The sequence below is a fragment of the Rhodoferax sp. genome, from assembly GCF_018063565.1.
Lineage (GTDB): Bacteria > Pseudomonadota > Gammaproteobacteria > Burkholderiales > Burkholderiaceae_C > Rhodoferax.
On the sequence record NZ_JAGPBB010000002.1, the window covers coordinates 1 to 14,072 of the forward strand.

Annotated in this window: 16 protein-coding genes; 14 read left to right on the forward strand and 2 right to left on the reverse strand. The window is 62.7% G+C overall.

The features are described 5' to 3' along the window. Both KBF66_RS00620 and KBF66_RS00625 read left to right on the forward strand, forming a co-directional pair. The coding region (locus KBF66_RS00620; protein WP_296650370.1) for a fibronectin type III domain-containing protein at window positions 1–962 on the forward strand (962 nt) is incomplete at its 5' end. Window positions 963–1,136: 174 nt separating this feature from the next. Continuing rightward, the gene (locus KBF66_RS00625) at window positions 1,137–2,045 is read left to right on the forward strand and encodes a metal ABC transporter substrate-binding protein (RefSeq protein ID WP_296650373.1); all 909 of its coding nucleotides are present in this window, start codon (window positions 1,137–1,139) and stop codon (window positions 2,043–2,045) included. Window positions 2,046–2,057: 12 nt separating this feature from the next. Here the strand turns inward: KBF66_RS00625 and KBF66_RS00630 are convergent, their stop codons facing one another. Both KBF66_RS00630 and KBF66_RS00635 read right to left on the reverse strand, forming a co-directional pair. Next, window positions 2,058–2,993, reverse strand: coding sequence for a hypothetical protein (locus tag KBF66_RS00630; protein WP_296650378.1), 936 nt, complete (start codon window positions 2,991–2,993; stop codon window positions 2,058–2,060). Then, complete coding sequence (locus KBF66_RS00635; RefSeq protein ID WP_296650382.1) at window positions 2,990–3,619, reverse strand: sigma-70 family RNA polymerase sigma factor; 630 nt, start codon at window positions 3,617–3,619, stop codon at window positions 2,990–2,992. The genes KBF66_RS00630 and KBF66_RS00635 overlap by 4 nt, the downstream gene beginning before the upstream one ends. Window positions 3,620–3,807: 188 nt before the next feature. Between KBF66_RS00635 and KBF66_RS00640 the strand changes: the two genes are divergently transcribed. From KBF66_RS00640 to KBF66_RS00695, 12 genes are all read left to right on the forward strand, one after another. Then, complete coding sequence (locus KBF66_RS00640) at window positions 3,808–5,346, forward strand: carboxypeptidase regulatory-like domain-containing protein (RefSeq protein WP_296650385.1); 1,539 nt, start codon at window positions 3,808–3,810, stop codon at window positions 5,344–5,346. A gap of 117 nt (window positions 5,347–5,463) precedes the next feature. Continuing rightward, window positions 5,464–5,832 carry a DUF2946 family protein gene (locus KBF66_RS00645; protein ID WP_296650395.1) on the forward strand — a complete coding sequence of 123 codons (369 nt, stop codon included), beginning with the start codon at window positions 5,464–5,466 and terminating at the stop codon, window positions 5,830–5,832. 115 nt (window positions 5,833–5,947) lie between these two features. Continuing rightward, window positions 5,948–6,574 (forward strand): SCO family protein, encoded by a 627-nt coding sequence (locus KBF66_RS00650; RefSeq protein ID WP_296650399.1) that lies wholly within the window; start codon window positions 5,948–5,950, stop codon window positions 6,572–6,574. Window positions 6,575–6,634: 60 nt separating this feature from the next. Beyond that, window positions 6,635–7,285 (forward strand): nitrous oxide reductase accessory protein NosL, encoded by a 651-nt coding sequence (locus KBF66_RS00655; protein ID WP_296650404.1) that lies wholly within the window; start codon window positions 6,635–6,637, stop codon window positions 7,283–7,285. A gap of 5 nt (window positions 7,286–7,290) precedes the next feature. Then, entirely contained in the window at window positions 7,291–7,866 is a 576-nt protein-coding gene (locus tag KBF66_RS00660) for a nitrous oxide reductase accessory protein NosL (RefSeq protein WP_296650409.1), read from the forward strand. Then, the gene (locus KBF66_RS00665; RefSeq protein WP_296650413.1) at window positions 7,866–8,228 is read left to right on the forward strand and encodes a hypothetical protein; all 363 of its coding nucleotides are present in this window, start codon (window positions 7,866–7,868) and stop codon (window positions 8,226–8,228) included. The genes KBF66_RS00660 and KBF66_RS00665 overlap by 1 nt, the downstream gene beginning before the upstream one ends. Window positions 8,229–8,247: 19 nt before the next feature. Beyond that, window positions 8,248–9,393 (forward strand): FtsX-like permease family protein, encoded by a 1,146-nt coding sequence (locus KBF66_RS00670; protein ID WP_296650418.1) that lies wholly within the window; start codon window positions 8,248–8,250, stop codon window positions 9,391–9,393. A 13-nt stretch (window positions 9,394–9,406) separates the two neighbouring features. Continuing rightward, the gene (locus KBF66_RS00675) at window positions 9,407–10,084 is read left to right on the forward strand and encodes an ABC transporter ATP-binding protein (RefSeq protein WP_296650421.1); all 678 of its coding nucleotides are present in this window, start codon (window positions 9,407–9,409) and stop codon (window positions 10,082–10,084) included. Further along, a complete protein-coding gene (locus KBF66_RS00680; RefSeq protein ID WP_296650424.1) occupies window positions 10,081–11,070 on the forward strand; it encodes a hypothetical protein in 990 nt (329 codons plus the stop codon). The genes KBF66_RS00675 and KBF66_RS00680 overlap by 4 nt, the downstream gene beginning before the upstream one ends. 246 nt (window positions 11,071–11,316) lie before the next feature. After that, window positions 11,317–12,273 (forward strand): hypothetical protein, encoded by a 957-nt coding sequence (locus KBF66_RS00685; RefSeq protein WP_296650427.1) that lies wholly within the window; start codon window positions 11,317–11,319, stop codon window positions 12,271–12,273. Window positions 12,274–12,364: 91 nt separating this feature from the next. Continuing rightward, a complete protein-coding gene (locus tag KBF66_RS00690; RefSeq protein WP_296650430.1) occupies window positions 12,365–13,465 on the forward strand; it encodes a choloylglycine hydrolase family protein in 1,101 nt (366 codons plus the stop codon). A gap of 215 nt (window positions 13,466–13,680) precedes the next feature. Continuing rightward, window positions 13,681–14,049 carry a DUF2946 family protein gene (locus tag KBF66_RS00695; protein WP_296650434.1) on the forward strand — a complete coding sequence of 123 codons (369 nt, stop codon included), beginning with the start codon at window positions 13,681–13,683 and terminating at the stop codon, window positions 14,047–14,049. Window positions 14,050–14,072 lie beyond the last annotated feature (23 nt).

Sequence of the window (14,072 nt, forward strand, 5' to 3'; positions counted from 1 at the left end):
GTTACAGCAGCCTGACCCCGGCCATCTGCACCGTGCAGACCAGCAGCGGCGTGATCACCAGTCTGGCCCCGGGCAACTGCAGCATTGCAGCCAACCAGCCCGGTGATGCCAACTACAACGCCGCCGCCCAAGTCAGCCAGACTCTGACCGTGGCCGACAGTGGCGCGGCCGTCACGCCACCGGGGGTGCCCACAGCGGTGGCGGCCAGTCTGGGTGTGGTGGCCAATACGGTGGAAGTCCGCTTTGTTGGCCCGGCGGTTAGTGGTGGCAGCCCCATCACCGGCTACAGCGTGGTCTCCAGCCCCGTGGGCCTGAGCGGCAGCGGAAACGCCTCGCCGATCAGGGTGACTTGCCCGACCGACTGCACCGGCTACAGCTTCACAGTGCAAGCCAGCAACAAAGCAGGTGCCAGTGCGCTATCAGCCCCGGCCGAGGTGCTGACGGACTACCAGATCAAGTCCACTTTTTTTGAGCCCGATACCCAGCCCCAAGACACCATCTTTACCGGCAGCTTCACACTCAATTCGACCACCCGCACCGTCACGGGCCTGAGCGGACTGCTGACCGAGTCAATGACCGGCCCGCCGATGATCACCGTGCCACTCACCTACCAGCTCGCATCGGTCAGCGACGGCCAGGGCGGTTTGCTGGTGAGCAGTTTTGCGCTGAACACCACCAACGTCTATTCAGAGGGTGGTTTTGCTGCCAATTCCGAGGGCTTTTACTACGGCTTTCCAACGGCCAAACACCCTGGTGCCCCCGGCGGAGTTGGCAATGCATTTGTGACGGTTTACATCAACCCGGCCGACCCCACGGCGGCGCTGACCACCGCGCAAATCAATCAGCTGGTGTACGGCGACTGCTACCCCGGCGGCATGATGGGCGACACCTGCATGACCGGCTACCGGGGGCGCGGCACCATGGGCGGCTACCCGGTGGCACAGGTGATCACCCGCCGCTAGGCAACATAATTGCCCATCAGGAGCAATGCGAGCGTTGGATTGGCGGGGGAAATGTTCTGTCGGCACCATTAATGCAATTGTGTTGCGTTAGAATCTAACGCAACCAAGTTGCAGTAAGACACCAGTCTTTTGGTGCACGCTGGTTTGGCGCCCCCACTTCTGACAAGGAACTCCATGAAACGCACCACCCTCAAGTTGTTGGCCCTGTCTGCCTTTGCAGCCAGTGGTCTGTTGACCACTTACGCCCGCGCCGTTGAGCCAGTCCCCGTGGTGGCCTCGTTCAGCATCCTCGGTGATTTGGTCAAGGTGGTGGGTGGTGACCGGGTTGCCGTCAGCACGCTGGTGGGTCCGGACGCCGACGCGCATGCGTTCGAACCCAAGCCGTCTGACGCCAAGATCCTGCTGGCCAGCAAACTGATGGTCGTCAATGGGCTGCACTTTGAGCCTTGGGCCGAGAAACTGGCCAAGTCGGCCAACTTCAAGGGCGACATTGTGGTGACATCCAAAGGCGTCAAACCGCGTGCCATGCCTGACGAAGAAGGGCATGGCCACGACACCGACCCGCACGCCTGGCAGAACCCCAATAACGTGATCCTTTATGTGCGCAGTATTGCCGCCGGTCTGGCCAAGGCCGATGCCAGCGGCGCGGCCACCTACAAGGCCAATGCCGAAGCCTATGTGAAAGAACTGCAGGCGCTCGATGCCAGCATCAGGACCCAACTGGCCGCCATTCCCATGGCCAAGCGCAAGGTCATCACTTCGCACGACGCGTTTGGCTATTTCGCCGCGCAATACAAGGTAACGTTTTTGGCACCACAAGGGGTTAACACCGATGCCGAGCCCAGCGCCAAAGAGGTAGCGCAGCTGATCCGGCAGATCAAGCGCGAAAAGGTTCGGGCGGTGTTTATTGAAAACATGCGCAACCCCAAAATGCTGGAGCAGCTCAGCAAGGATGCCGGTGCGACGGTGGGTGGAGCACTTTATTCAGATGCCTTGTCGGGTGGTGACCCGGCGGGATCCACTTACCTCAAGATGATGAACCACAACCTGATGCAATTGGTGGCCGGGATGAAGTTGAACTGACTTGCGGGTCGTTCATGGGGTAGAGATGATCAGTCGGCGCAACTGCATCCATTGGGTGTGGGTCAATGGATGGATACGGATCTCGCCGCCCTGGCCGGCGCGGACCTGATGCTCGCTGATGTCCCATCGTTCACCGGTGGCGGTCTCGACCGTGAATTGGACCGCCGCGACTCGCTGTTCAGGCAGGATCCGGTTATTGGATGAGCTGATCGCGCCGGCGCTCTCCCGGGCGTCTTGCGGGGCGTCGTGTCGGTTGAGTGTGTCACTGTCAGCTGCAGTTGGCGTTGGCAGCGCACGCAGGGTGGCCAGCAAGGCCATTGCCCTGTCTGTTGCCAGCGTGTGCGTTTTCCCGTCGATGCTGACACGCACATCATGACGATCCACTGAACGGGTGGGCGGCGCAGGTGATGTCTTGGCGGCAAGTGTGGGCTGAGGTATCGCTGCCTCGGCGGCACGGGCTGGTTTGGGCACGGCAGTGGGCGTCGGTGCAGGTGCCGCTGGCAGCGGCTCTTGTGTGGTAGCGGCGACTGGCGTTGGGGCCGCAGCGGTCATCGCGGCCCGTGTGCCCTCGGCCGCAGGCGGCGAAACCGTGTCGCCCTGCGGTTGCGCTTCTGGCAGGTCGCGGCCAGCCCACATGACCGTGATCAGACTGGCAATCAGCACGCTGGCCAATGCGCCCGCCCATGGAGCCCGGTCGCCAGGGTGCCCGAACAGCCAGCGCCACCCACTGAGTCTGGGTTTGGCATGACGTGGCGTCGGTGTTGCTTTGGTGGCGGCTTCGGTTGGAGCCGATGTGTTGTGCAGTGCTTGCTTGGCCGCCTGCAGAACGCTGGCGCCCAGTGCTGCATCGGGTTGCAGGTGCGCGTCGGGCATGTGCCGAAGTGCCTGCACCAGGCGGGCGTCGCGCAGCGCATCTTCTTGCGTGGACGGGTTGGGCTGTGGGTTCATGGTCGTCCTGTGGCCAGGGGCCACTCGTCCAGGTAGGCACCCATGCAGCCGCGCAGCTTGCTCATGGCATAGCGAAGCCGGCTCTTGGCGGCCTCTAGCGCAATTTGCAGGGTGGTGGCCATTTCTTGCAGGCTGCAGTCGTCTTCGTGATGCAGCAGGAAGGCGGCGCGCTGGGCGTGTGGCAACTGGTCCAGGCAACGCATCAACTGCTGGCCGGCGGCGCGCCAGTGCGCCGTGTCTTCGCTGCTGGGGTTGCTGCTGCCCAGGTTCGATTGCAGCCAGTCCATGGACGCGTCGCAGTCGCCGTCATCGGGCGCGAGATCACTTTGCAGCACCTCGCGCCCGCTCTTGCGGAGGCGGTCCAGGCAGGTGTTGTGGGCAATGGCAAAGGCCCAGGTGGTCCAGCGCGCCTGGCCGGGTTCAAACCGCGCGCGCGCCTGGATGATCTTCATCCAGGTGTCCTGAAAAACTTCATCGGCCTGAGCCGCAAGCGCTGACCCCAACACGCGGCGCACAAAACGAAACAGATGGCCTTCATGGCGGCGGTACAAGATCTCAAAGGCCGTGGCCTCTCCGCGGGCATAAGCCAGCATCAGTTCGTCGTCGGTCAGGTCGGTCCAGCGCATCGCGGTATTGTCACTCCGGGTGGGCGGCGTCGGCCTGGGTTGCCGGGCACCAAGTGATACGTCGGGGGCACCCCTGTGGGGTCAATTGGCGTCGAAGAAGAATATTTTCAGATGGTTAACCCCGGTGCTGCACCCGGCGCGTATCAGTCCTGCACGAATCATTTTTTTGTTCCAACCAGGAGTACACCATGCGTCATCCCATTTTTCAACGACATCTGATCGGCCTGATCATTGGTGCGCAACTTGCAATCTACACGGGTGTGGCCGTGAGTGCGGCTGCATCCGACAATGAATGGCCTGTTGCATCCCAGCCGACCGCTGCGGCAACCCAACGGCCCCCTGCATCAACCCAATGGCCTGGCGCAGCGCCGATGCCGGCATTTGGACCCTTGACGGTGCGTCCCAACTTTCAGGCACCTTCGGCAACCAGCTGCTCCTCCGGCATTCGTACGCGCCAGCTACCCGAACGCCAGGCAGCGCCGGGCTTTGGGCTATGGCCCCGGGATGTTTGGCCCCGCTCCGAGGTGCGCGGTCGTGATGCCAGGGCGGCGGGCGTCGTGTCGCCTGCCGTGGCGTCGGCCAAAGCCATGAACGAAGTGGCCAGTGCAAACAGCTCCTCAGATGCCCTCGCTGCCGCACCAGCGCCACTGCAGCAAGCCGAGCGGCGTGCGCAGCAAACTGCGGCCAATCCGATGGTCACGGCGGGTGTGGTGGATGACAACGCCAATTTTGCCGAATACCTGGCCTATCGGCAGCGCACCCAGGTGGCGCACCGGCCGCTGGACATTGCCGAGCGCTACCTGCTGCAGGTGCGCGACGCCACCGGGCGCAGCGTGCCGGACGCCGAAGTGCGGGTGCAGTCGCCAGGCGGACGGGCGATGTGGGCGCGCACCGACGCCGGTGGCCAGGTCTGGCTGTCGCCCGACGCCTTTGATGCCAGCCGTGCCAGCACCTATCAGGTCAGCGTGCGCAAGCCGGGCCGCTGGGGCATGACGCAGGCCACTGCGTTCCTGCAGCGCGGCCAGAAAAGCGCGGTCGACGTGACGCTGGACGCGGTCACACCGCAGCGCGCCCAGTTGGACCTGGTGTTTTTGATTGACGCCACCGGTTCCATGGGCGACGAGATCGACAAGCTCAAAACCACCCTGCGCACCATTGCCGCCGAGGTGGCCAAGTTGCCGGCACAACCCGACCTGTGTTTTGGTCTGGTGGCCTACCGCGACAAGGGCGACCAGTTTGAGCTGCGCAGCCACGACCTGACCCGCGACCTGGGCGCGTTTCAGGGGGTGCTGAACCAGTTGCGCGCGGGTGGCGGTGGCGACTACCCCGAAGCCATGAATGAAGCCTTGCACGATACAGTGCACAACCTGAGCTGGCGCGGCAACAACACAACCCGGATGGTGTTTTTGCTGGCCGATGCACCGCCGCACCTGGACTACGGCGGCCCTCAGTACGACGACGACATGCAGGCAGCGCTGGGCAAAGGCATCAAGGTGTTCAGCGTGGGTGCCAGCGGACTGGAGGCGCAGGGCGAATACATCCAGCGCCAGATTGCACAGTACACCGGTGGCAAGTTTGTTTTTCTCACCTACGCCCAGGCCAACAACCCCGCCAGCGGCCCGGGCCGTGAGACAGTTCACGATGTGCAGAACTACAGCGTCGACAGTCTGGACCGGTTGATCGTGCGTCTGGTGCGTGAAGATCTTGCCCGGCTGGGCAAGGGTTGAGCGTGCCGCTCTCGGGGATTCACTGGTCCAACGGCGCCCAAGGTTTGGGTAAGTTCAGCGCCAGCAGTTGATCCAGGTCATATCTATTAGCGGGCGGTGATGGAACAATCGCGCCATATGTCGCTCCTGCATACCCTGCGCAACACCCCCTGGATGGCCAAATTGGCGCTGCTGTGGTTTGCCCTGACGCTCGGGGTCGCGGTGGCCAGTCCGTTGGTCAACCCGCAGGACGACCTGGTGATCTGCACCTCGGCGGGCATGGTCAAGGTCAAGCTCCATGCCGATGGCTCGATCAGCACCGAGCCCAGCAGCGAGCTGACTTGCCCGCTGTGCGTGGTGGGTGGCGCAGCGCCGCCCGCTTTTGTCAGCCTGCAACCTGCGCCGCTGCAGGCGCTGGCGGATGTGCTGCCATGGCCAGTGGCAGTGCACGTCGCCACCTCAACGGCTGCACCGCCGCCTTCGCGCGGACCTCCGGTCTTTTTATAGCAATTTATTTTGTAGCGGTCAGCGCATGCCAGATATGGGCTAGAGGCTGATTTGATCTGCAATCTGCGCCTTTGCCGGGTGCCCGTCCGTTCCGTCCAACGCTTTTGAGTTGTCCATGTCCATGCGCTTCGATTCCATAGCCGTCCTTGGCTCCAGCAGCCGCCGTGCCTGGCTGGGCGGCTTGGCGGTGGCGGCCATGGCGTGGGGCTGCGCGCCCAGCGACAAGCCGGTACCGCACAGCCTGGACATCACGGGTGCGGCCTATGGTAAGGATTTCAGTTTGACGGACGCGCAGGGCCAGGCACGCACGCTGGCCGATTTCCGGGGCAAGGTGGTGTTGCTGTTTTTTGGCTTCACCCAATGCCCGGATGTCTGCCCGACGGCGCTGGCGGCTGCTGTGGAGGTGTTGCAAACGCTGGGGGAAGACGCCAGCAAGGTGCAAGTGCTGTTTGTCAGCCTGGACCCGGAGCGTGACACCCCAGCCATTTTGCAAGCTTATGTGAGCAGCTTTCACCCCAGCTTTATTGGCCTGAGCACCGACCTGCCTCGCACCACGGAAACCGCAGCGTATTTCAAGGTGTATTTCCGCAAGGTTCCCATGGGTGGCAGCTACACCCTGGACCACAGCGCCATCACCTATGTGTTTGATACCGCTGGTCAGTTGCGGCTGGCTTCCCCCCCCGGCCAGCAGTCTGCACGGCTGGCTGCGGATGTCCGGCAGCTTCTCAACGCTCCGGCCTGACCACGGTGCGTTTGTATTATTTTCAACCGGTCAATCATTTTCTTTCACAAGGAGTTCAACATGAACAAAACCCCATTCAATCGCCGCGACTTGCTTAAAACCGCCTCGGTCAGCGCGCTGGCACTCGGCAGCACCAGCGCCGCCCTGGCACAAGACCCCGGCAAGCCCGGTATGCCGCCGACCCAATGGTCTGATGCCTATGGCCCGGTGGCCAATCTGCCCAAAGACAAAGACCCGCTGACCAAGGAACTCGAAAAATACCCGCGCTGCCGCTACTGTGGCATGGAGCGCGCCAAGTTCAGCCACACCCGCCATCTGCTGGTGTACGAGGACGACAGTGTCGAAGGCACATGCTCGTTGCACTGCTCAGCCATCAGCCTGGCACTCAACATGGACCGTGGTCCCAAAGTCATTTATGCCGGTGATGCCGGTGCCGCAGGGGACATCAAGCCCCTGGTGGCGGTTGACAAGATGCACTATGTGGTGGACCCCAGCAAACCCGGCACCATGACCAAGGTCAGCAACTCGGCCTACGTCAATCGCGCCGCTGCTGAAGCCGCCGCAGGTGCCGAGGCTCCCAGCAAAGCCGGCGCGAAGATTGTTGATTTCAATGCCGCCTTGACCAGCGCATACCTGGTGATGGCTGAAGACACCGTCATGCTGCGCAAACGGCGCGGCGAAATGCGCAAAAAACTGGCTGCTGGCGCCTGATCGCCATGTGCCACACCTGCCCAGAAGCGGGTGCGGCGCAGCCCTTGCCAGACCAGGCCAGGGCTGCTGTTGCACACCCACTGAGTCGCCGCATCGTATTAGGGACGCTGGCGGTGGCCTTTGGCACGCTCGCCACCGGCCAAGCCGCGCACGCCAAGCCGGTGAAGCTGCCGGCACCTGGCCCGCGCGACACCTGCCCGGTGTGCGGCATGTTTGTTGCACCCTACCCGTACTGGATTGCCACCGTGCTATGGCGCGATGGCAAAGCGGTGCATTTTGACGGGGCCAAAGACTTCTTCAAGTACCTGCAGGATTTGAAAAAGTACGAGCCCGGCCGTGCCCTGGCCGAGATCAACGCCATGGGGGTCACCGACTACTACGCCACCGGGCGCATTGATGCCGGGCAGGCGTATTACGTCATCGGCTCGGATGTTCTGGGGCCGATGGGCCACGAGCTGGTGCCACACGACACGCAAGCCGAGGCCAAAGAGTTCATGACCGACCACAGCGGCAAACGCGTCGTGCGCTTTGCCGAAGTCACCCAGGCGATGCTGCTGGGGCTGGACGGCGGCAAGTTCTGATGAAAACAACCAGCGCACCCAGTACCGGCCAAGCCTTGCCCCGGCGTGGCTCCAGTCTGGCGCTGGGTTTTTTGGGCGTGCTGCTGCTGGCGTGTCTGGCGGCTTTGGCTCACACCGCATGGGCGCAACGCCAAGCTGCCCTTCGGCCTAATCTGTCGGTTGCCATGGTGCAGGCGCTGCGTCTGACCGACCTGGCGTTGTTCACCGAGGCACGCTACACCCGGCACCTGAGTCAGGCCGATGCCTTTTCAGCCTTCCAGGATGGCCCGGTGGCGCTGGAGCATTTCCCGGCCGGCTCGATGGTGATGCCCAACCGCACGTTCCCGCCATCGGGCTTTGCCAATGCTGCCCCTTTGCGCTGACCCGTCGCACACATCTCCCATGCAACACTGGTTTAACCGTCAACGCTACCTCATCGACTACACGGTAGCCGCCATGGCGCGTCAGCGTGGCAAAAACCTGGGGTTGTGGCTGATCTACACCACGCTGATCTTTGTGCTGGCGTCGGTGATTTTGCTGGGCAGCGCCTTGCGGCGCGAAGCCGCGCAGGTGTTTCAGGGCAGCCCCGATGTGGTGGCGCAAGGCCTGCGCATGGGCCGCCATGAGATGAGCCACACCGCCGACATTGAGAAACTGCAGGCTTTGCGCGGTGCACCCCGGGTTGAAGGGCGGCTGTGGGGTTATCTGTATGACACCTCCAGCGCCGCCAACTACACCCTGCAAGTGCCGTCACCCCAAGAGCCGCTGTACGCGCTGTCAGACGGCGAGGCCATCATTGGCGAAGGCGTGGCGCGGCTGCGCAAGGTGTCCGTGGGTCGCTCCATTTACCTGGTATCACCGGCCGGACCGTTTTTGAACCTCAAGGTCAAAGCCATTCTGCCCGAAGCCACCGCGCTGGTCAGCAGCGACCTGGTGCTGGTGTCGGATGCCGACTTTCGCCGCTTCTTTCAACTGGAGGCTGACGAGTTCACCGACATCGCCGTATTCGTGCGCAACCCCAAGGAAATCACCAAGGTGTCTGAAAAGGTCACCATTGCGCTGCGCCAGCACCGCGTGATCACCAAGAATGACGTGCTGCGCACCTATGAGGCGGTGTTCAGCTGGCGCGAAGGGCTGTTGTTGGCGCTGCTGTCAGGCGCGGTCCTGGCCTTTGGCATTCTGGCGTTTGACAAGGCCAGCGGCTTGTCGGCGCAGGAAAAGCGCGACATCGGCATCCTCAAAGCCATCGGCTGGGACACCGGCGACATCGTGCGCATGAAGCTGTGGGAGGCGATGCTGATCTCTTTGAGCGCGTTTCTGGCTGGGTTTGCGCTGGCCTATGCGCATGTGTTTTTCTTTTCCGCCCCGCTGCTGGAGGCGGTGCTGAAAGGCTGGTCCACGCTGTACCCGCGTGTGGCGCTCACCCCCAGCATCGACGGCTTGCAAATTGCTACTCTGGCGCTGTTAACCGTGCTGCCGTATCTGGCCGCGATTGTCGTGCCGGTGTGGCGCTCTGCCTCTGCCGACCCCGATGCGGTGATGCGTTAACCCGGGGCCCACCATGCTCGAACTGACCCAAGTCACCAAGCTTTACCACGAAGGCCAGCCCAACCAGCTGGCCGCTGTGTCCGAGGTGGACCTGTGCCTGCAGATGAGCGCGGTCACCGTGCTCGAAGGCCCCAGCGGCTCTGGCAAAACCAGCCTGCTGACGCTGATTGGCTGCCTGGCACGCCCCACCTCCGGGCGCGTGGTGCTGCACGGCGAAGCGCTGTCAGGCTTGCCCGAGCAACACCTGGCGCAGGTGCGGCGCAAGACCTTTGGCTTTGCCTTTCAGCGCTTTAACCTGATCCCCGGACTGAGCGTGCTGCACAACGTGATGCTGCCCGCCTACCCGCTGGGCTTGCCCTACGCCCAGCTGGTGGCGCGTGCGCATGATGTGATGGCGCAACTCAACATCGGACACCGCGCGGCGTTCAAGGTGGAATTACTCTCGGGTGGCGAAATGCAGCGCACGGCGATTGCCCGCGCCCTGATCAACGACCCGGCCATCGTGATTGCCGATGAGCCCACCGCCAACCTCGATGCCGCGCTGACCCAGCAGTTTCTGGATATCGTGGTGAGCCTCAAAGCCGGTGGCAAAACCATCATCCTGTCGAGCCACGACCCGCGCATCACCCGCTCTGCCGTGGTGGACCGGGTGGTGACGATGGCTGACGGGCGCATTGTGGGCAAAGCATGATCCTGCATCCCCCGGTGATGGCCCTGAGTCTGGCGGCGCTGCTGAGTGCTGGCACGTTGAGCTGGGCTGGTATTTTCTCGGTGCAACTGCTGCGCCACTGGAACCTGGCCAGCGGCGCGCGCCGTCAGATCGAACTGGAGCGCCGCACCTACCTGATCGCCACGACGCTCACCCTGGTGCTGGCCTTGCAGGGTTTTGCGTTGCTGCTGATGGTGTTCAACGCCGATGCCATGGCCCCGCTGCTGATCGGCGCGATGTGTGCGTTTGGCACCTTTAACGCCAGCGTGTTTGGCTTTCCGGCGCTGTTTGCCAAGATGGCGCTGTTTTTCGCGGCGATTGTCTGGCTGGCGATGAACCATGCCGACGTGCTGGCGCGTGACTACCCGCTGACTCGCCGCAAATACGCGCTGCTGCTGCTGATTGCTCCGCTGGGCTTGGCCGATGCGGGCTTGAGCCTGGCGTATTTTGCCGACCTCAAGACCGACACCCTCACGTCCTGCTGCGGCACCGTCTTCAACCCCGAAAAAGCCGGGCTGGGTGGTGAAGCCGCTGCGCTGGACCCTCGCACTGCGCTCATCCTGCTGGCAGGCAGTCTGGGGCTGACCACGGCGCTGGGCTGGCTGGCCGACCGCCGCCCCACCATGGCCATCGCTTACGGCGCGGCGAGCACGCTGTTCTTTGGCGTGGCACTGGCCGCTGTCGTCTCAGCCGTGTCGATCTATATCTACGAAAACCCGCACCACCACTGCCCGTTTTGCCTGCTCAAGCGCGAGTACAACTACATTGGTTTTGCGCTGTACGCGCCGCTGTTTGTGGGTGCTGCCTGCGGGCTGGCCTCGGGCGTGTTGAGCCTGCGCCCACCGCCGAGCCTGCAAACCCAGCTGGCCAACCTGACCCGGCAACTGCGCCGGGTGTCGATGGGCGGATTTCTGGTGTTTGGCGGACTGTGTGCGTGGGCCGTGGTGAGTTCAGGGTTGCGGATTTAGCCGAATTTGCGTGGCGGGTTTGACGCGGCCCAACGCCTGATGGCGCTGTCGTTGGGTACGCTGGCCGACGTGGCATTCAGCTTCGCGGCTGTCCCCCGCCCTTCGGGCTCCTCCTTGATGCCGCTACGCTGAATGCCACGCCAACCAGCGTCTGCGCGCGCTGTTGGCTGCAGTGTCATCGGCCAGCTCAGAGCATCCCGCAAAGCTCAATAGAATTTGCCCCTGTTTGTTTACCAAGGGCTCATGATGCGCGCATTGAAAAGTTGGTTGGTCGGCTTGGCCGCCTGCCTGCTGGCCCTGGCACCGTCGGTTTGGGCGGCGCAAGCCAAAGCCGGGCTGGCACTTGAAGCGGGGTTTACACCAACGCAAGACCTGACAGTCTGGCCGCTGCAAATTGCCCACGGCTACCCGCTGGTGCGCGCGCAGGTGGGCGAGGTGCAAGGGGTGTTCATGCTCGACACCGGCACCCCATGGGGCTTGCTGCTCAACAGTGCCCGCGTCAAGCTGCCTGATGCCACTCCAGTGGTGTCTGGCAGCGCCGGGTCGGGGCAAAAGCTGGAGATCAGCCGCTCCAGCCACATGCCGCCGATACAGATTCACGGCCAAAACTGGGCACAGGTGCGTGATGTGCATTCGGCTGATCTGGCGTTTATTGAACAAGGCACCGGCATGGGGCCTTACCTGGGTTTTATTGGGGCCAATTTTTTCAAGGATTCAGCGCTGACGCTGGACTACGCACGCCGCGTGGCTTTTGTGCAGCGCCTGCACCCCGACAACGGTACACCGCTGGCTGCGCTGCCCGCGGCGCAGTCGGGTGGCACGACAGTCGCCAGCCTGCACTACCGGGGCGCGCAACCCAACACACCCGTGTTGGATGCCATGCTGAGCAACACGGCGGTACGCGTCATGCTCGACAGCGGCAACCCCGGGGCCAATATCGACCGCGCCTGGCTTGCCACGCTGCAAGCCGCCGGCAGCGCCACGCCGTTTAGCCAGATGGACGGCAACACCACCTACCGCATCAGCCCACTGCTGCTGGGCGGCGCGGCCCTGGCGCTGGAAGACATCGCCAGTTACGAGGTGCCCGTCATGATCAATGGCCAGCCTGACCCACAGTTGGTCAAAATTGGCTACAGCCTGCTCAAGCACCTGGGCGTGACCTGGAACTACCGCCTGCAAACCATGACATTTTTCATGCCCTGAGCCGCTTGCGCATCGGCCACCGGCGCAGGCAACGACAATCCGGCGCTGATCATCACTCACTTACCTCCCGTTCAACCTGGGCATTCACAGCATGAATCACACCTTGCGCACCCTTACTGCCGCCGTCATGGCGGGCCTGGCCACCGCGTCGCTGGCTTGCACCGGCATTTCCTTGCAATCGCAAGACCAGGGCGTGGTCGCAGCACGCACCGTGGAGTGGGCGTTAAGCGACGCGCAGCACTACCGCATGGCGCTGTTTCCGCGTAACCAAAGCTATAGTTCGCTGACGCCAGAAGGGGCCAACGGCATGGCCTGGGCTGGCAAGTTTGGCTTTGTGTCGATGACCGCCTACGGGCAGAACTACGGCCCAGACGGCCTCAACGAAGCGGGCCTGTACGTTGGCATGTATTACCTGCCAGGTTTTGCTGAATACGCCGAGTACGACCCGGCGCAAAAAGCCAAGTCCTTGAGTGTCGGCGACTTCATGCAGTGGATGCTCTCAAGCTTCAAAACCGTCGCCGAGGTGCGCGCCAACCTCGACAAGATTCGCGTCATCAACGTCAAAGACGAGCGTTTTGGCGGCGCAGCGCTACCGTTTCACTGGAAGATTGGCGATGCCAGCGGCCAGAGCATCGTCATCGAGTCGGTGAGCGGCGGGCAACTCAAGGTCTATGACGCATTTTTAGGGGTCATCACCAACTCGCCCACCTACGACTGGCACCTGACCAATCTGCGCAACTACCTGCATTTGAGCCCCGATGCCCGCCAACCGATGGCGCTGGGCGATCTGAACCTGACCCCGCTGGGTGCCGGCTCGGGCATGCTGGGCCTGCCGGGCGACTACACGCCGCCGTCACGTTTTGTCCGAGCCACAGCGCTCACAGCCTCCGCCCGGCCGCTCAAAACCAGCACCGACGCAGTGTTTGAGGCCTTCCGCATTCTCGACAACTTCAACATTCCGCTGGGGGCCACGGTGCCGCGCAACGCGCTGCCGCAAGACATCACCAGCGCCACTCAGATCACCACCGCCGCCGACCTGAAACAGCGCAAGTTCTACTACCACACCATGTTCAACCGCGAAGTGCGCATGATCGACCTGAAAAAGATCGACTTTGGCAGCCTGAAAGCGCAAATCATCGACGACGACAGTGGGCGGCGTGACACGGTGCGCGAGCTCAAGCCGCAGTTGTAAGCGCAGCGGACTTGGGGTAGAGGCCAACCTGAAACCTGGTGCTCAGTCGGCACACGGCAATGGTGTGTTCTGTGGGTGACCGAGAAACTGTTTTTCCTGTGCTGAGACTTTGAGCCGGTTGGGCTCAAGTTTGTCCTGCAGCAGAACAGAAACATCCAGCGCAATTGATTTATGTCATTTATTGGGCTTGGGGGGTGGTGCCATAATCGCGCCCCATGACTCTATTTCATACCCTGCGTAGTATGCCGTGGCTAGCCAAACTGGCTCTGCTGTGGTTTGCCTTGACGCTCGGTGTGGCGGTGGCCAGCCCAATGGTCAACCCGCAGGAAGAACTGACCATCTGCACCTCGGCGGGCATGGTCAAAGTCATTCTCCATGCAGACGGCTCCATCAGCACCGAACCCAGCGGCGAATTGAGTTGCCCGCTGTGCGTGGTGGGCAGCGGCGCACCGCCAAGCTTCTCGATCGTGCTACCTGAGCCAGTGCAGCCCTTGGGCTATGTGCTGCAAAGCATTCCGGCGGCGCATATCGCTGCGTCCACCTCTGCACCGCCGCCATCGCGCGGCCCACCAAGCCTTCTCTAAACTATCAAGTTTGTAGCTTCTTG